Genomic DNA, 17,499 nt, shown 5'->3' on the forward strand with positions numbered 1-17,499 from the left:
TCCCCTGATTACTATAAACAATGATCACCATTCAGGCGGAAACAATTTCTAGCTCTATAGTCATACTCCTCTCAAAGATCTTATGCTATTCATATTCTATAGAACTAATAGTTTTTCCTTTACTTGAAACAAGGTATATCGCTGGGTAGACAAATACAAAAAGGGATGCTCGCATTGGGAGTATCCCTTTCTTTTACTCTTCCTGTCCATCAATCATTTTTTCGACATACTCAATAGATACACCGTATTTAGTAAGGGAATTTACATAAAATCTGCACGTGCTGGTGTAAATGCATCTAGCAGAATACCGTCATCCTCTAGTGGGATACAGCCATGAAGAGTATCGGATGGAAAATGGATGCTGTCTCCTTCTCTAACGGTCTGCACATCCTTTGTTTCGCCATTATCGATCATGAACTTAAAACTTCCCTTTATTACATAAGTGACTTGTTCATGGATATGCTTATGCAATGGGATCTCCCCTGTTTGGGCTTTAGCAAACATCACTTTGACATACATAAGCTGGTCGCTGTGGGCCAGCACTTTCCGGGTGGTATTACTGTCAACGGTATCAAGTTGAATATCTTGGTCGTTAAAAAACATGGATAATTCCTCCTCATTTAGAACACAAATTATTGAGATGAGTTATTCTAAAAAACTTCATAAATCGATTTAGTTTAAAACCAACGGAAAATAAGCCACAGTACTCCGGAAAGGGTAGTAAAGTCGGGATCGGCGAATGTCACCCCTTCGGCACCCAAAAAAGAAAAGAGCGGCAAGGTGAGGGCCGGCAGCAGACAGAGCAAGAATCCATTAAGACAACTGGAAATGACAGCCCCTCTGAAACCACCGCTGGAATTGCCAAATATCGCGGCTGCACCACCAGCGAGGAAGCAGGCCATGATCCCCGGCACAATGACAGGCAATCCGACAAGCGGAAAAAGAAAGACGCAGGCAACGCCTGTGAAGAAGCTGACCAAGAAGCCGACCAACGCGGAATTGGGTGATTTGTCGAACAGTACCAGAACATCCACACCAGGGATTGCTCCAGGTGCGAACACTTGGGAGAACCCTTTGAAAGCGGGTACAATTTCAGTCGTGAACAGCTTAACACCTGCTTTTGCTATATACAAGCCGGCAGCAAAAATAGCTGACTGTTCGAGGATGAAGACGATGTATTCTTTGCCATCAGATAATTTGCTGACATAATCAGAACCAGCAACCAGTCCGGATACCAGTAAAAGCACAAGCATCGTCAAGGTCGTTGCAACATTGGGGTCGCGCAAAAAACTGATGCGGTCATTAATTTTTACATTTTCGGTGTCATTTTCACGGTTACCAAAAACTTTTCCTAAATAGGTGCCGAGAATGTAAGAGGTCATGGAAGCATGAGCAATCGTATATTCATCAGATTTGATAATGTTTTTGCTGGCATTCCGAAGCAGGTAAGGGAACACTGCCATATAGCTCCCGATTACCAAAGAACCGACGATGATCGTAGTCAGCGAACTGAGACCAAGACCTTTCATAACGGCTGTAGCGGCAAAGCTCATGAACAGAATCAAGTGAAGAGACAAATAAATGCACTTGAACTTGGTCAGGCGTGCAAGCACGATGTTAAGGATCATGGAAAAGAGTAGAATGAGCGCAGCATCCGCCCCGATCTGATCAATGGTCAGTGCCATGATAGCTTCATTGCTTGGTACGACACCTTTAAGTTTGAACGCATAAGAAAAAATTTGGCTGAAGTTGGTGAGAACGCCTCCTAAAATTCCGCCGCCGACTTTGATCATGGTGAAACCCATGAAAGAAAGGGTAGTTCCCGTAATGATCTCGGATACTTTCTTCCTCTGAAATATAAGGCCGAGTAATGTCACAATCGCGATAATGATGGATGGCTCCCTGATAATACTCATAAACATTTCCATAGTGATCTCCGACTTTCTTTTATTAATTTTCACTCTTACTAAATCGATTTAGTAATACTTGAAAAAAATTTCCCTTCCGGGAATGTAAAAAGAAGCAGAATTATTTTTTGTGAATTAAATCACAACTTACTCCATACATTATTCGTTTAAGCTCCATTCCTCCCCTCTCTTCAATCGCAACATCACTAAAATCAGGACATACATAAATGAAAGGGTATTCATGACTCGAATCATAGGATCATTATAGCTCATTATTTTCTTTTTACAATAGAATTCATAAAAACGTTTCCAATAAGATAAAAAGACTTATTCAAATTATTCAGTTCAATTTTTGTACAGATTCTCTGTGGTTAATGGCCGGATCCAATCGGATGATTTCTGACAGCTCCTCATGGTCCTGCTCTTTTTGATCGATTTTCTCCAGCAGCAGCCTCGCACTTCTTTTCCCCATTTCAAAGCTCGGCTGGGAAACGGTAGTGATCGGCGGATTATAAAAAGACGCAAAGGATACATCATCTATGCCAATCAAGGAAAAGTCATTAGGTATAGTCAGACGGTTATTTTTTGCATAAATCAGCACCTGCTCCAAAATCATGTCATTAGTAGCGATGATTGCGGTGGGCGGGTTCTTCATGTGGAATAGTTGTCCAATAAGATTTGGCATTTCATCCAACCTGCCGCTTTTGATATAGTTTTCATTCACTGGGATGTCATGTTTGCCCATCGTATTTCTATAACCGGACAGCCGCTCACTTCGTGTGGTGATCGCTTTTTTGCCTAAAGGGAACGTGATGATGCCAATATTTTTATGACCATGCTCAATGAATGCTTCAACCGCAAGCTCGCTGGCTTTTTCATTATTCAACAGCACCGTGTCTACGCTGACTTCATCGATTTTTCGGTCCACAAACACGAAAGGATAGCCATTCTTGACAAGAGAAACATATAATTTCTTGTTCTCTTCCGTCGGAAAAATGATAAGTCCATCCACTTGCCGAGCAATCATCGACTGGACATACTTTTTCTCTTTGAGCGAATCATCATCGGTATTGCAGACAATGACCTGGACATTTTCCAGTTGGCATTCATCTTCAATTGCACGCACGACTTCTGTTGTAAATCTCGATAAAATGGTTGAAGAAATAACACCCACAATAAAGGTCTTCTTCTGCTTGAGACTGCGTGCCACCTCATTGGGAATATAACTGAGATCCTCAATCGCTTGCTCGATCTTCTTCTTGGTGTTTTCACTCATATAGTTGTATCTCTTATGCAGAAACTGCGAAACTGTGCTCTTCGACACCCCCGCACGTTCTGCAACTTCTTTCATCGTTGTGACCATGGTTAACCCCCTCTCTTTTTCTGCGTGTTAGGCGTGTTCATTTTCAAATATATATTCTGCAACCTGTATGTAAAGCGAATTTCACTTTATTATATACCTTCTTGTACAGGAGGAAAATATAATAAATGAAGTGTTGAACTCCCTTACGAATCTTTTACAAGAGGAACTTTCGCACTTAGCTTGACCATCCGTTGTTACAAATCTATTGAATTAGAACGAAATCTTAGAAATATACGAATTTTATGAACTTGTTTGATGGAATATTTGAACATAAAATGGAATTGTAATCGGTTACAAATATATTAAAATAAAGGAGGAAGCAAAAACATGAAGAAAAAAGGGTTGAAAAAGACATTTTTCGTCATTGCCTCCCTCGTAATGGGCTTTTCACTGTATGGCTACACTCCCGCTTCGGCAGATGCAGCCAGTGTGAAAGGATATTACCACACCGCAGGAAACAAGATTGTAGATGAATCCGGGAAAGAGGCGGCATTTAACGGCCTGAACTGGTTCGGTCTGGAAACTCCTAATTACACCTTGCATGGACTGTGGGCCCGTTCAATGGACGACATGCTGGACCAGGTGAAGAAAGAAGGCTACAATCTGATCCGTCTGCCATACAGTAATCAGTTGTTCGATTCCAGTTCCCGTCCAGACAGTATTGATTATTACAAAAACCCTGATCTGGTCGGATTGACTCCGATTCAAATTATGGACAAGGTGATCGAAAAAGCTGGACAACGCGGTATTCAGATTATCCTTGACCGTCACCGTCCAGGCTCAGGTGGACAATCCGAGCTGTGGTACACGTCCCAGTACCCTGAGACTCGTTGGATCAGCGACTGGAAAATGTTGGCTGAACGTTATAAAAACAATCCTACCGTCATCGGTGGAGATCTGCACAACGAGCCACACGGTCAGGCAAGCTGGGGGACAGGCAATATCTCCACAGACTGGCGTCTGGCGGCACAGCGCGCTGGGAATGCGATTCTGTCCGTGAATCCGAATTGGCTGATTCTCGTCGAAGGTGTGGACCACAATGTACAAGGAAACAATAGCCAATACTGGTGGGGTGGCAATCTGACAGGTGTAGCGAACTACCCTGTTGTTCTGGATGTACCGAACCGCGTCGTATATTCTCCGCATGATTACGGCCCTGGTGTGTCCTCGCAGCCATGGTTCAACGACCCTACCTTCCCGTCCAACCTGCCAGCCATCTGGGATCAAACCTGGGGCTACATCAGCAAGCAAAACATAGCTCCGGTGCTGGTCGGTGAATTTGGCGGTCGTAATGTCGATATGTCCTCAACAGAAGGTAAATGGCAAAATACACTCGTAGACTATATTCGTGCCAACAACCTGTACTTCACCTACTGGTCCCTGAATCCGAATAGCGGCGACACAGGCGGGCTGCTGCTGGACGACTGGGTTACCTGGAATCGTCCAAAACAGGATATGCTGAGCCGGATTATGAAGCCTGTCATCTTCGCAGCGGAGCAAGCGACAGCAACCGCTGAATAAGCCTGTTGTCCATGCTTCGCAGGTGAATGATAGCAGCCCATCCTTTCAAAAGCTTATTCCAACTTAACATGAGTGGGAATAAGCTTTTTTTGCATGTTCAAAACTATTGGATATTAAGCTTCTTACCAGTAAGAAAAGATATATTATTTATAGCCTAACACGCTATCCAACATTTCCCGAACCTTTTGTTCCTCCCCACTCCCCTCTGTTTTTAATCTCAAAAAAGGAACCTTGTATTTCGCCAAAATACTGTCTTTCTTGCGATCTCTCTCCAGCTGCTCTGGCTTATTTTCATGGTAAGCAAACCCGTCCACTTCAATAACCAATTGAGGCCTTTTGTCCAGCTTGTGGTACACTACAAAATCGAGCGAAGCGTTGTTTTTTATGTATTTCCGCTCACCCTCATCGAGCAGGTCTGTCGAGCTCAGGAAATTTTTGAGGTATACCTGTCTCTGTATGTTCAGAATATGGTACTCTTCCCTTTTCAATAACTCCTGCAAAAAAACATTCGCTATATTCTCGGACTCATGTTTGGAAATCTTTATTTTTTTATCGCGAAGTCCAATTAAAACCTCAGAGTATTCTTTATACAATAAATCAAAAATAGATACGATTTCGCTTTTGATAATGTTCTCGTTCAAAGTGCTGTACTCCATATATCGGATCAGGTTGCCTACATCGCTGTTCGCTTTGGTGAAAACATTTTGCCCTGTCACTAGCACGAATTGCTGTTGTGCTCTGGACACGGCTACGTTAATTTTGCAAGGATCATCGACAAAGCGAATTCCCTTTTTACCTTGAGCACTCTGGTCAAGCACGGTGGAAAGGATCATGAGTGGTTTTTCACGTCCTTGATATTTGTGGATAGTATCACTTTCAATTTCCTCAGATAACACTTGCCCTGCTTTGATGACCTGCTTTCGGTAGGGTGTAGCAAAACCAATTTCCTTCTTATCTTTCACCGTTACAAATGGGTGCTCCAGTACCTCCTCCACAATATCCAGCTCTCGCTGGTTGAATTTCCCTAGTTTCTCCCCTCGCGTCACTTCACGCATATGATTTCCTTTAGCCGTATGAAACAAAATAAGCGGCTCGACATTCTCTTCGTGTGTGGTAAAAGGAATCAGATCGTCGTCATAGTACTGTGCGTTACAAAATCCAATAATTTGGGGATGGCAACGATAATGCTCTCGCAGCATGACTTTGGGTAAAGCTTCACCATACAGCGACAGCATGGAGGACAGGATATTGTGCTGGAAATAATCGAAATGATGAGCAACATCGTTCTTACTGAGTTTGTTCTTGATCTTTAAGTCCACGATATGCGGCAGTTGCTTCGTATCCCCTACGATGATAGCATTTTTACAGCATGACAAAGCAAGAGCTCCTGTCAGTAGATCCACCTGTGAGGACTCGTCGATAATGACATAATCAAATAGAAAGTTTGGTGGCGCACAATTGCGTAAGGAATGGGTGGTACTCAACACCACAGGAAAATGCTGAACAAATTCCTTATACTTTCTTTTATAGGTGCGGTGTTCAAAATTCAAGCTTTGTCTTGCGTGGTATTTGCTGTGTAGTTGATGCTTAAATACAGTCGTCGAAATCCGCTCATGCTCACACAACAATTCATCAAATGTGGCTTTATCCATTTCCTTTTGAATATGCTCTATTTTTCGCTCGATGTACTTAATTTTAGCGGCATAAAATTCTTTTTGAAGATTCAACAAAACATCATTTTGATGTTCACGTAAGCTCACAAAATCGGTATAGCCGAATTTGAACGCTGCTTTGGCCTTATACAGCCAACTGTTCAGCTTTCCTTGCGCCGCAGCCACATGATGATGAGCCAGAAACGAAAGGATACTTTGCGGACTTTCCCGATAAAACTTGCGATATACTTGGTATAAGAGTCCTGGCTTAATTTCCTCGGAATCCTGATTCTCATAGTAATGCTCATAATGTTGCTGCTCCAATTGGTAGGCCGCTAACTGCTGCTTTAATTGGGCCTGCTCATTTTGAAGCTCCATCAGCTTATGGATCTGATCATCCAATTCTTTGATCCGGTGCATCAATTCGGGCACGGATTGCTCGCTTTTCCATTCTTCAGACTTGTCATATTGGGGAATATGCTCAAAAAAAGCTTTCTGATTTTCCGCATTGCCCAGCGAAGCAACAAAAAAGCCATACCCCGACTTCTCCAGCTTATCCTTCACGTTTTGCACCGCTGCATTGTTTCCTGAAACAACTGCTACTGTCTTATTTTGCATGATCGTCAGGTTCGCAATAATGTTGAGAATGGTCTGTGTTTTACCTGTACCAGGCGGCCCCTCAATCACGGAAATATTGCTACTGAGTGCATGAATCAAGGCTTGCTTTTGACTCAAATTAAATTTAAAAGGAAAAATCATATGATCTGTCTGCGGTGCATTCCGAGTTAAGGCAGTTTGATTTATAAAACAGCTAAGAGCACTTTGGAGATGAATAAAAGCATTCAACCTTACCATTTGTTTACTCAAAAAAGAATGAGACTCGGATTCGAGATCGTTTCCATTATCTATCTGGGTATGCTCTGATATTTCCGTCCAATATTGAAGAATGCGGATGGCATTAGCATTGGTTAAGGCGCGATGGTGCAGTGTAAGCTGATCAGCATCTACAATCAGTGTTCTTCCCCATGTAAGCCATATTTTCACCTTTTGGTCGAATAAAATGACTTGCTTGACATCTTTCAAAGGCTTTTCTTGTACAAAAACTTCCTGTTCGGATACATCTATCACTTTCGGATTTTGGCTTATTAACGTATGCAACTGATCTAGCGGATAGTTATAGGTTTTACTAGAGTCATTTTGGAACGTCACAGTCGCTTTATTCCCTTGTATCGCGAATGAAAGAACTTCTGCAGTACGATCCCTATCTTTTAATATCAGTAAAAACTTCTGTTCATCCATTATGTTTCGATCCCTCTATATCTTCGATTAGTATGCTTTTATGTAAAATCATGGTGTTATAGGTATACCCCTCTTCTTCATTTCGACATTTTCCTGTATCATCCTTTTTTTGAAGTATTATTTTTGTCGCGATCAACTTTTCCATGCTTCATTCACAAATTAGAGTAGATTCACTACGTCACAATGAGATTGACCTTGGTAATGAGGGAGACAAGCTGATTTGACTATCCCTACTACGATCTCAGGAATAATGAAGCTTCCCATCCCAATCGTTCGTGCAACAAAAAACCGTTCCCCAGTTGATGATCAGAGCGTGCAATCCTGCACACTTACCATTCAACTGGAGACGGTTATTTGTCGGTACTCTAACTTTGCAGATAATCCCTCTCTTGCAACCGCTATTTCAGGCATTTCCGACCCTTTTATCGACTATCACAACGACGTTGAAGTGGCTTTGAAGCAGACTGACTATCAGGTTGGCCCGAATTTGTACAAAATCTTCAACGTTGTCTAATTTCAGTACGTTTATCAAGATAGGCCTCCTCATAAATAACGGGGTACGTATTGCAGGATGCTTAAGATTCCGTCAGCCGCCCACTGCCCCGGAGCGCTCTCCTGATGGCCTCGACCGCTCCGATCGCGCCCGCTTCGTTGCCGAGTGCCGCCTTGCGAATGTCCACAGCAACAGGACTTAATGCGGAGACACGTTCGGCCAATTCGCCAGCATATTCCGCATTTTTCTCCACGACGCCGCCACCCAGCACAACAAGCTGTGGATTAAGTGTGATGGTCAAGTTGGCGATGGCAACGGCCATCAGATGATAAGCCCGGTCCAACACGCGGGCCGCGAGCTGACTGCCCTCTGCAGCCGCCGCGAAGACATGCTTGGCCGTGACCGGACCGCCAGCCGCCTGCAACGAGAGCATCGGGCACAGCTCCCCTTTTTCCAGACAACGCGCCGCCTGTAACGCGATGCCAGTACCGGAAGCTTGATTCTCCAACGCCCCGAACCTCTCCAAGACACCGCTCTTCCCTGCGGACAGCGTCTCCCGATCCATTTCGATCACGAAGTACCCGATCTCCCCAGCGGAGAAGGTCACCCCTTTATACAGCTGCCCGTTCAGGTACAACGCACCGCCGATGCCAGTGCCGACCGTAATCATTATAAAATGTTCACAGCCAGCCGCTGCACCCTTGCACTGCTCCCCAAGCGCCGCCATGTTCACATCATTGTCCAGCACCACAATTCCTTCATAGTTGTGCGCAATCCACGGGCGAATATCTTCTGCGGGCCAGTCCAGTGCTGGAGCGCTGGACAGAATACCTGTCTGCTCGTTCATCACTCCCGGCAAGCCGATACCCACTCCGGCCAGTTTGGAAAGTTTGGTTCCATGAGCTTGGCAAAATTGCCCCAGCTCGGCAAACAGCCATTCCATAAAGCTTTTCGGGTCCCTGCTCAGCTGCGTATCGAGCTTGCGTTTGCCGCGAATGCTCCCGTCCACCCCAGCGAGGCAAAACAAGGTCTTGGTGCCGCCGACATCAATCCCCGCGATCCACGCGGTAGGTGTGTCCGGCTTAGCATCGCCCGTCATCCATGATCCCTCCATTCCAGCGTGGTGCCATCAATTACGATGGTTCCGGATGCGGTACCATACACATAGGACACCTCGACCCGCTGACGCGCAGGATCGATCTCCCACGCGGTCAGGCGGAGCGGCTCGCCGTTATCGGCCGAATCCTCCGGCAGACACACCGTAAGAATGCCTGCTTTTCCTGAAAAAGCGGCTTGTCCCTGTAACACAGGCGTCTCCGCTTTGGAGCCGTATATTTTCGATACCCAGCCCTGCTGTTCGCTGACCGTGAAGCGCCCTTCCGTCAACCCGGCCGTTGTCCATTGTATAGCAAGCTTGACAGAAGAACCCGGATAAACCAAGGAAGCGGAAGCGCCCAGACTACCCGTCTCGCCCTCCAACAGCTCTACTACAGCTTCCGGGTGCAGATGAAACCGTTGCTCCATCTCGTGCTCCGCTTCGGCTTCCAGCCAATCGACTAACAGCATAATTGGAACCTCCGAACCAAGCAGCACCCACCTGCGATGTGTTACAGGATCGGACAAGCGAGTATAACCGTCATGGGAAGCATCAATGAAGTGATAACGGCTGTTGCTCTCCCAGCGGTATGTCTTCGCTTCGGCCGCAGGTGTGCCCCATTGCTGCGTGGACACATACGGCGTCTGATCCTCACCGTCCACCGTGATCGTATTATGCGCCCGTGTGCTTTTGAAATAATGGCGCCATTCCCCTTCTTCGTAGGTATACCGTCCGGTATCTGTGAAAAAAAGCTGCTGCTTCCACATCCATTCCAGATTCAGCGCATCGGCATGACCGTGCGCCCCGCCCATAGCGGCGGCGTCAAAAAACAAATACTGCTGCTCATCCCGCATTACATAGTACCCGGTCTGTGGAAATGCTCGGCTCGCCGTTGAAGGCTTGTAAGCAGCCTGAAGCTGCATATAACGTTCGTATTTCTCCGCTCCCAGCAGCCACAGGCTTTCCGAACTTTCCGCCCCCCGGCAGATCAGTTCGTCATCTTCGAGAATCGCGCCCAACAGCGTCAACCGCTGCCGCCCGTCACCAACCCAGTCGGAGTCGCCGACTCCGGTAGATTGATGGTCTGGCCGAATAAGCCCCTCCGTGAATGCCGTCATTTTGCGAAGTTGCTCGCCGAACCATTCCGAGAAGGGATAACCGGACAGCCGGCCCAGTAAATAAGGGGTACCGAACATTTCGATGCTGGCATTGTGATAATGGGTCGTAAGCTCAATCTGCACCCCTTCGGGGCCAACCTGATGCAGCAGGCAAAGCTCCAGCCGCTCGGCCGCCAACTGCCGCCAATACGGCGCGCGTGGATGCCAATGATAAAATGTGGCGATCATGAACAGACCTTGCATATGCATAATGGCATGATTAATTTCGGTACTGCCCAGATACCGGGTGAGGAACTCAGCATGCTCTTCCAGCCCCTGCAAAAATTCGGCGTGAAACGGTTCCGTCAGTAGTGAGCTGTCCTCCATATATTTGTAGGCAGAGATCCAGGACTGCACGCGCAATCCGGTTTCCAGCAGCCGCCAAGGGCCAAGCTTCTGGAAGAAAACGGCTTCTTCATAGGACGGAACGACTGGAACCGGGTTCTGCTTTCGCCAACCGCGATAATGGTTGATAAACGCGGAGACGTACTGCGGATTGCCGTTCATCAGGTATGCTTTGCCCAGATCCGGCATATGCCAATGCCGATTGATTCCCCAGGTGAACTCCGGGTCCTTGGAGGGATTATGCAGCCAATCTACCGGATCGCCTAGTGGAATCCAGCGGCTCAAGTCATGGGTGTAAGGCACGATAAATTCATTGACCACAGCATGATCGGCAATGGCGATTGACGCTTCGGCTTCGCCGGGAAAATGGCGGGCGTAATACTCCGCAGTCCTGCGCAATTCGAGCTGCGGCAGGTAATAGTCGTTCATTGCTGATCCTCAAGAAAATCTTCGCGGAAGGGATTGAACACATCCAGAATGACGGAGTCTTCCAGCGCCTTCACGCCATGCAGAACGTTATAACCCGCGTAGAAGCTATCTCCCGCCTTGAGAATGCGCGTCTCGTCGCCGACTCGGACCTCGAAGCTTCCTTTTACAATATAGCTGACCTGCTCATGCTTATCGTGGGAATGGACTTCTCCGACTCCGCCCTTGCGAAAGGTGACCTCCACCATCATCAGCGTTCCACCCATACCGAGAATTTTGCGGGAGCTGCTTCCGTCAATGACATGCGTTTTGGCTTCCCCATTTTCAATAATCATGCTTTTCTACCCCTTTCAGATAAAATAAGCGGCCGAACCGCTTGGGGAATCGGCCGCGGGACAGCCACAGGTTATTCTTCTGTGGACAATTTGCCCTGTAGCTTGGCAGCATCAAAATTGGGATCAGCTACAATATTGGTAGTACCAGATGCTCTTAATTTTTCCAGAGATGTATTATACCTGGTATCCAAATCCTTGATTATGGCATTCACATCACCGCCGGTGAATACAAATACGTTAAAGGCTTCTGCCCATTTCATGCCTTCCAAAGAGCTTTCCGTAATTATACTTGGATTAGCTGGATAAATAGCGTCAACCCGTTTTGGCAGGAATCCTTCAATGCCCGGAATACTCGGCTTCTTGCCTGAGCTCAACACGGCTGGGATTAAGGAGATTCCATAACCCTTTTCATAGTATTCACTTTGCAATTCCTTGCTGTACACGTACTCCATAAACTTCCAGGCCGCTTCCTTATGGGCGGAATCTGCGCTGATACCAATGTAGGAACCGCCGATAATTTGCGATGCCCCTTTAATGGTTCCGTCAATAGACGGCACGGGAACCGCTCCCCAGTTTTCGGTGGTCGGGAACTGGTCCTTGTACACTCCGGGTTCAGCCGAGTGGTTAATGTACATCCCGATTTTACCTTGGGCAAATTGCGCGCGTAGCGGATCGATATCCAGATTCTCCACTCCCGGCAGCATACTGCCGTCTTCTTTCATTTGCCGCAGCGCCAAAGCGATATCCTTGTACATGCCAAAATCAAACTGGCCTGTTTTGTAATTGTAACCGTCGATGCCTGTATTGTTGCTGACGCCTGCAATCGTATTCGCCGCCCGCCAGAAGCCGTTTCCGCTCTTGAACGGACTGGCAAAGCCGTAAATACCTTCGCTTTTGCCGACCTCTGTAATCTTTTTGGCCGCAACCACCATGTCGGCAAGCGTTGTGGGAGGAGTAGCGATGCCTGCTTTCTTAAAGATATCTTTATTATAAATCAGTCTCCAGATTTGCCCGGTGTTGGGCAAGGTAAATATCTTGCCGTCGATGGTGTTCTTATTCTCGATCAGGCTGTCTTTGAAGGTCGCCTTCATCTCGTCGCTCATATAGGAGTTGATCGGGGCCAGATAGCCTTTCTTGTAATAGGTCTGGAAATCGTTGACTTGCAGTACATCCGGAGCCTGCTTGCTGGCAAACGAGATGTCCACCGCCTGCGGATAATTGTCGCCCATAACGTTCATTTCCACTTCAATATTATCTCGGTTTGTCTGGTTAAACTTGTCAACCTTTGCTTTCATGAAATCGGCATCATGGCGGTCAGGCGTCCAGTAAATGATTTTGGTTTTCGCTCCCGTAGTTCCTTTGGAATCGGCCGGAGCGTCATTATTGCCACTGTCCGATGAACAGCCGCCCAGGCTCAAGGCCAGGACTGCGCTCAGTGTTAGGATAATCCACTTCTTAACCATCGTTATGCCCCCTTTTGTTTTTCCGGACAACCTCTGCGGTTACCCGTTAACGTAATCATAGTGGTTCCGTTTTCACGGGAGTGAGGGACATTTTAACTTTGTATGGGGGAAAAAATGATTGTCCCGGCTTGGTGTTCATTTCAAATACATCTGCCTGAAACTGGTGGGCGTCATGCCACAATACTTTTTAAACAGACCGCTGAAATACGGACGGTCCTCATATCCGAGCATCTGTGAAATTTCCTGAACCTGTACTCCTGCAATCAGCAGTTCCTTTGCTCTTTCCATTCTCATCTTGGTAATATATTGGATCAGGGTCATGCCTGTCTCCTTCTTGAAGGCGTTTGCAAAATAACTTGGACTTAAATGAACCGCCCGAGCGCAATTGTGCAGCGTTAGATTCTCCTGGAGATGCAGGCGGATGTATTCCCTGGCCCGATGGATCGCTTGCGTAACATCCCTGAGCCGCTTCTTCTCTACAAATTCACAGCCCATGCTGCTGAAATGATTGATGTAGCTCTTCCAGCCGCCGAAGGTCAACGAACGGTTCTCTTCCAGCGCCATTAAGTCAGCCTCCAACTGAATGCGTTCTTCCTCGGTGATCTCATCACAAAACGCCCGGTACATGGCGAAAGCGAGCCCTGACAGTAAGCGGATCATAGCCAGTGGCTCCGGAAATTTTTGGGACAATGTCCATTGGTGGAAAATGTCGTCAATCATGAGGTGACAGCTCGTTTTATTACCGCATCTCAGCGCATACAGCAATTCCTTTTCCTTCTCCACAGGGTAGTCTGGAGCTGCAAAATCCTCCTGCGCCAGTTCCGTATACCGGAATACACAATTGCCCTCGCTGTAAAAACGGTAAGCCAGCGCTTTGGCGGCATGCACAAACGCTGCATGGATTTCTCTGGGTCCCCGGGCCATCGTGCCCAGGCCAATCGAAACGGTTTTTTTGCTGAATTTCTCCACATTTCCCCGGCAAAGTTCCAGCAACTCCGAAGTCTCCATCCCATCTGGCGGATTAAAGATGGCTGCCAGCCGCTGCTTGCTCTCATGCAGCACAACACCCCGGGTATGCAAATTCAGCGTCTCGTCCAAAATATTTTTGATCGCAAAGGGAATGATTTCGTTGTCGTCAAGATGCAGAGTGTAGCCGTATTCGGTATAGCAGTCCATTTCGATGGCCATGACCATTAGTTTATCGGCTTCCAGATCAATATGGAGATCGCTCCAACGGCTATCGCTTAGACGGCCACCTGTTTCCTGGCGAAGCAGACTGGTCAAATAATCCTGGCGGAGCTGCAAATGGCTGGCGTCCATTTTTTGCTCCAACTGCTTAAGCTGCTCCGACTTGGCCCGTTCGGACTCGATTACCTTTTTCACTTTCAGCACTGCTTCCAGAATTTCCGGCGGAGTGAACGGTTTTAGCAAATAATCGGAAGCGCCAAGCTTAATCGCTTCCTGCGCATAACTGAAATCGGAATAACCGCTGATAAAAATAAATTTGGCGCGTAAACATTGGTCAGAAGCGCGCCTCATCAGTTCTAGACCGTTGAGCTTCGGCATCCGGATATCACTGATGACGATATCCGGATCTTTCTCCAGCAGAAGAGTCCAACCATGCTCGCCATCACCTGCGGTGCCCACAACCTCAATATGGTGATCCGACCATGGAATGGTCGCAGATATTCCTTTTACAACGGCTTGAATATCATCCATAACACACATCGTCAAGTGATCCATTCTGACCTCCTACATGAACGGGATTGTGATGGTAACGGTCGTCTCGATGTCTGGAATACTCCTGAACGTAATGGATGCCGATTCCCCGTAATGCAGACTGAGCCTGCTCCGGAGGTTGGAGAGCGCATAACCCTTGCGGTCGGCATCATGCTCGTACACAGCCTTTTCCATCTGCCCGGCATCCATTCCGCAGCCGTTGTCGGTCACTTGTAGCAGCAGGAACTCGCCTTGGCGGTACACTTTGATGAAGATATTGCCAAGAACGGCCTTGTCTCGAAACCCATGCAGAATGGAGTTCTCCACCAGCGGCTGAAGTAGTATTTTCAACATTGAAATGGAAAGATATGATAGATTTTCAACATGGATCGAATACGTAAATAGGTCCTCATAGCATTTTTGCTGCAATTGCAAATATTGCTCGACATGCTTAATTTCCTGTTTCAAGGTAGTGATATCGTTCCCGTTGTTCAGTCCTAGCCGGAACAATAGCGACAAGGAGACAATCATCTCACTAACATCTTTTTTCTCGCCGCTTTCGCTTTTCCAAAAAATAGTATTCAACGTGTTATATAAAAAATGAGGGTCCACCTGCGCCTGAAGCGCCTTGACCTCGGATTTGCGCTTGTCCTGCTCCGAAGTCCGCACCTCCTGAATCAGCAACTGAATCTGATCCAGCATTCGGTTAAATGTATGGCCAACACTGCTCACCTCATCCTCATACCTGCTGTTGAACCGCACATCCAGATCATTGTATTCCACCTTAGCCATCAGGCTCTGTAGTTTATGAAGCGGTTTCAATAAAGCGGAGGCCAGCAGGTTGGACAAGATAAGCGCGAGCACAATGCAGAACAGCATAATCCAAATGATCAGCCAGCGGATCTTCTTCAACGGATATAGCAGGTCGGCCTTGGACTGAATGCTGACCATCACCCAATCCTCATTCATGGATAGTGTGTTGTAATTGACCAGCAATTCCTCTCCCTTGGCATTCGTATAATGGAAATCCCCTTCTCCTCCCCTGCTAAAATGGTCGATAAACTCCCGTTCTGTATTAAAATCATACTGCCGGGCTTCGGGCTGGATCACCATCGTTCCATCCTTTTGTAGCAAAAAAAGCTGAACCTGATTATTCATCAGATCCTGCTCCAGAATGGCCCGCATAGCTTGCTCTCTCATATTCACAACCATATATACATTCGGAATATAATGATTGTCCAGCACCGTCGGCTTTAGCAGCAACGACAGCACGTTGCCTTTCCACTGAAACAGCTCGTTGCGATGGGTCCCGATCCACAGGGTATTCCAGCCTATCTGCTTTGTATAGGTTCCATATTCTTCCGAAAAGTGCTTCGTCCGGTCGGGAAAATCTTTGGTGGAGAAGAAATCGCCGATTGGCGTACTCAGATAAGCTGTATCAATCAGCGGCTCCACCAGCTTCAACTGGGCAAACGAAGTCTGCAACAAGGACAGATTCTGATAATAGTTGACAGCATTATTGCTGCGCACATCCTTCATCACCTGGTTGAACGTTTCATTAAGCATAAAGGAATAAGACGAAACTACAATATGCCTGAGATGTTCATCCATCACCTGCACTGATTTTTTTAAAATTCCCTGCTTAAGCTGCAAGGCATTGCGCTCGATGCTGCGAGCGGCAAAGAGATAAGAGCAGATCCCCGTCACGCTGATGCACAATATGGCCAGGAAAATAAATAGCAGTTGAATTCTCTTTTTCAGAGAAAGCTTGTAGAAACTGAGTCTCATTGGCCACCACTCCTTGAAGCCCATTGTATCAACAGAACCCAAGTTACTCTACCCCTTGACAGCACCAGCGGTAACTTGCATAAACGATTTACTGGCGAACACATAGACCACCAGAAGCGGCAGAATGGACAGGCAGGCGCCAGCCATCATCAGTTGAACCTCCGCGGCAGCTCCGATACCGTACCGAAGATTAGCCAATCCTACTGGGAGCGTCTGCAATTCCGGATTACTCATCGTGAACACAAGCGGCAAAATATACTCATTCCATGAGCCCTGGAAGGCTGAGAGCCCGGCAACGGCAAGCGCAGGCCGCAGCAACGGGAGCACAATCCGCCAATACACCGAATAAAAGTTGCAGCCGTCAATCATCGCTGCCTCGTCAAGATCCTTGGGAATACCTCTGAAGAATCCAATCAGCATGAAATAACAGGTGGCATGTGTGCTGACCAGTATAATGATGATGCCCCACAGCGTCTTGTTCAGACCGAGCATGACCATCAAGTCAAATTGCGGACGCAGCACCACAGCCCCGATCGAGATAAACAAGGTGGATGCCATGAGCAGAGAGTACGCCTTTTTGCCGATAAAATGTACCCGGTTCACTGCATAGGCGGACATGGACGCAACCAGCAGAGTACCGATTGTCGTAGCCACGCTTACAAAAATGCTGTTCAGGGTAAAGCGGGAGAAATTGGCGTTTTTCCAGGCCTGAACATAGTTGGAAAAGTGCCAGCTTTGTGGCCAGATGGTTGCACTGCTGGTCAGCTCCTGATTCGTCTTGAACGAGCCGAGTACCACGATGACAATCGGGAATATCGCTAGAATGGCCGTCATGAGCAGGAACACCCAGAGCACTGTCTTGCCAGTCCAGTGCACCAGCTTCGGGGATAAGGTATGGTTGGTATGAGTATGATTCATTCTGTTCTCCTCCTGCC

General features: G+C 47.0%; 13 protein-coding genes. 2 read left to right on the top strand and 11 right to left on the bottom strand.

Features of this window, described 5'->3' with window-relative positions:
* Positions 1-261: 261 nt before the first annotated feature.
* The 3 genes from ABH897_RS19355 to ABH897_RS19365 form a co-directional block, all read right to left on the bottom strand.
* Positions 262-603 carry a cupin domain-containing protein gene (locus ABH897_RS19355; RefSeq protein ID WP_404521705.1) on the bottom strand — a complete coding sequence of 114 codons (342 nt, stop codon included), beginning with the start codon at positions 601-603 and terminating at the stop codon, positions 262-264.
* Between the two features lie 74 nt (positions 604-677).
* Positions 678-1,961 carry a PTS ascorbate transporter subunit IIC gene (locus ABH897_RS19360; protein WP_404592591.1) on the bottom strand — a complete coding sequence of 428 codons (1,284 nt, stop codon included), beginning with the start codon at positions 1,959-1,961 and terminating at the stop codon, positions 678-680.
* 286 nt (positions 1,962-2,247) lie between these two features.
* Positions 2,248-3,270, bottom strand: coding sequence for a substrate-binding domain-containing protein (locus tag ABH897_RS19365; protein WP_283652865.1), 1,023 nt, complete (start codon positions 3,268-3,270; stop codon positions 2,248-2,250).
* 327 nt (positions 3,271-3,597) lie between these two features.
* On the opposite strand from ABH897_RS19365, the gene ABH897_RS19370 reads away from it, so the two are divergent.
* Positions 3,598-4,791, top strand: coding sequence for a glycoside hydrolase family 5 protein (locus tag ABH897_RS19370; protein ID WP_283652866.1), 1,194 nt, complete (start codon positions 3,598-3,600; stop codon positions 4,789-4,791).
* Positions 4,792-4,934: 143 nt separating this feature from the next.
* Here the strand turns inward: ABH897_RS19370 and ABH897_RS19375 are convergent, their stop codons facing one another.
* Positions 4,935-7,742, bottom strand: a complete 2,808-nt coding sequence (locus ABH897_RS19375) for an AAA domain-containing protein (protein ID WP_404581290.1) — start codon at positions 7,740-7,742, stop codon at positions 4,935-4,937.
* Between the two features lie 250 nt (positions 7,743-7,992).
* Between ABH897_RS19375 and ABH897_RS19380 the strand changes: the two genes are divergently transcribed.
* Positions 7,993-8,256 (top strand): hypothetical protein, encoded by a 264-nt coding sequence (locus ABH897_RS19380; protein ID WP_404581291.1) that lies wholly within the window; start codon positions 7,993-7,995, stop codon positions 8,254-8,256.
* Positions 8,257-8,317: 61 nt separating this feature from the next.
* Here ABH897_RS19380 and ABH897_RS19385 read toward each other — a convergent pair whose 3' ends face one another.
* From ABH897_RS19385 to ABH897_RS19415, 7 genes are all read right to left on the bottom strand, one after another.
* A complete protein-coding gene (locus ABH897_RS19385; RefSeq protein ID WP_404592592.1) occupies positions 8,318-9,334 on the bottom strand; it encodes an ROK family protein in 1,017 nt (338 codons plus the stop codon).
* The gene (locus tag ABH897_RS19390; RefSeq protein WP_283652870.1) at positions 9,331-11,262 is read right to left on the bottom strand and encodes an alginate lyase family protein; all 1,932 of its coding nucleotides are present in this window, start codon (positions 11,260-11,262) and stop codon (positions 9,331-9,333) included. The genes ABH897_RS19385 and ABH897_RS19390 overlap by 4 nt, the downstream gene beginning before the upstream one ends.
* Positions 11,259-11,594 carry a cupin domain-containing protein gene (locus ABH897_RS19395; RefSeq protein ID WP_044648869.1) on the bottom strand — a complete coding sequence of 112 codons (336 nt, stop codon included), beginning with the start codon at positions 11,592-11,594 and terminating at the stop codon, positions 11,259-11,261. Before ABH897_RS19395 ends, ABH897_RS19390 begins: the two co-directional genes overlap by 4 nt.
* Before the next feature lie 71 nt (positions 11,595-11,665).
* Positions 11,666-13,057: an ABC transporter substrate-binding protein gene (locus ABH897_RS19400; RefSeq protein WP_283652871.1), complete on the bottom strand. Its 1,392-nt coding sequence runs from the start codon at positions 13,055-13,057 to the stop codon at positions 11,666-11,668.
* 135 nt (positions 13,058-13,192) lie between these two features.
* Positions 13,193-14,800 (bottom strand): helix-turn-helix domain-containing protein, encoded by a 1,608-nt coding sequence (locus ABH897_RS19405; protein WP_404521715.1) that lies wholly within the window; start codon positions 14,798-14,800, stop codon positions 13,193-13,195.
* A gap of 9 nt (positions 14,801-14,809) precedes the next feature.
* Positions 14,810-16,564 carry a cache domain-containing sensor histidine kinase gene (locus ABH897_RS19410; protein WP_404521717.1) on the bottom strand — a complete coding sequence of 585 codons (1,755 nt, stop codon included), beginning with the start codon at positions 16,562-16,564 and terminating at the stop codon, positions 14,810-14,812.
* 48 nt (positions 16,565-16,612) lie between these two features.
* Complete coding sequence (locus tag ABH897_RS19415) at positions 16,613-17,482, bottom strand: carbohydrate ABC transporter permease (protein ID WP_404521718.1); 870 nt, start codon at positions 17,480-17,482, stop codon at positions 16,613-16,615.
* Positions 17,483-17,499 lie beyond the last annotated feature (17 nt).

It is taken from the genome of Paenibacillus sp. RC73, assembly GCF_044908085.1.
Taxonomy (GTDB): domain Bacteria; phylum Bacillota; class Bacilli; order Paenibacillales; family Paenibacillaceae; genus Paenibacillus; species Paenibacillus terrae_A.

Excerpts from the sequence above, each read along its gene's own strand:
- ABH897_RS19355 (WP_404521705.1), bottom strand. The coding sequence starts at position 603 with ATGTTTTTTAACGACCAAGATATTCAACTTGATACCGTTGACAGTAAT.
- ABH897_RS19365 (WP_283652865.1), bottom strand. The coding sequence starts at position 3,270 with ATGGTCACAACGATGAAAGAAGTTGCAGAACGTGCGGGGGTGTCGAAG.
- ABH897_RS19370 (WP_283652866.1), top strand. The coding sequence starts at position 3,598 with ATGAAGAAAAAAGGGTTGAAAAAGACATTTTTCGTCATTGCCTCCCTC.
- ABH897_RS19375 (WP_404581290.1), bottom strand. The coding sequence starts at position 7,742 with ATGGATGAACAGAAGTTTTTACTGATATTAAAAGATAGGGATCGTACT.
- ABH897_RS19380 (WP_404581291.1), top strand. The coding sequence starts at position 7,993 with ATGAAGCTTCCCATCCCAATCGTTCGTGCAACAAAAAACCGTTCCCCA.
- ABH897_RS19385 (WP_404592592.1), bottom strand. The coding sequence starts at position 9,334 with ATGACGGGCGATGCTAAGCCGGACACACCTACCGCGTGGATCGCGGGG.
- ABH897_RS19390 (WP_283652870.1), bottom strand. The coding sequence starts at position 11,262 with ATGAACGACTATTACCTGCCGCAGCTCGAATTGCGCAGGACTGCGGAG.
- ABH897_RS19395 (WP_044648869.1), bottom strand. The coding sequence starts at position 11,594 with ATGATTATTGAAAATGGGGAAGCCAAAACGCATGTCATTGACGGAAGC.
- ABH897_RS19400 (WP_283652871.1), bottom strand. The coding sequence starts at position 13,057 with ATGGTTAAGAAGTGGATTATCCTAACACTGAGCGCAGTCCTGGCCTTG.
- ABH897_RS19405 (WP_404521715.1), bottom strand. The coding sequence starts at position 14,800 with ATGGATCACTTGACGATGTGTGTTATGGATGATATTCAAGCCGTTGTA.
- ABH897_RS19410 (WP_404521717.1), bottom strand. The coding sequence starts at position 16,564 with ATGAGACTCAGTTTCTACAAGCTTTCTCTGAAAAAGAGAATTCAACTG.
- ABH897_RS19415 (WP_404521718.1), bottom strand. The coding sequence starts at position 17,482 with ATGAATCATACTCATACCAACCATACCTTATCCCCGAAGCTGGTGCAC.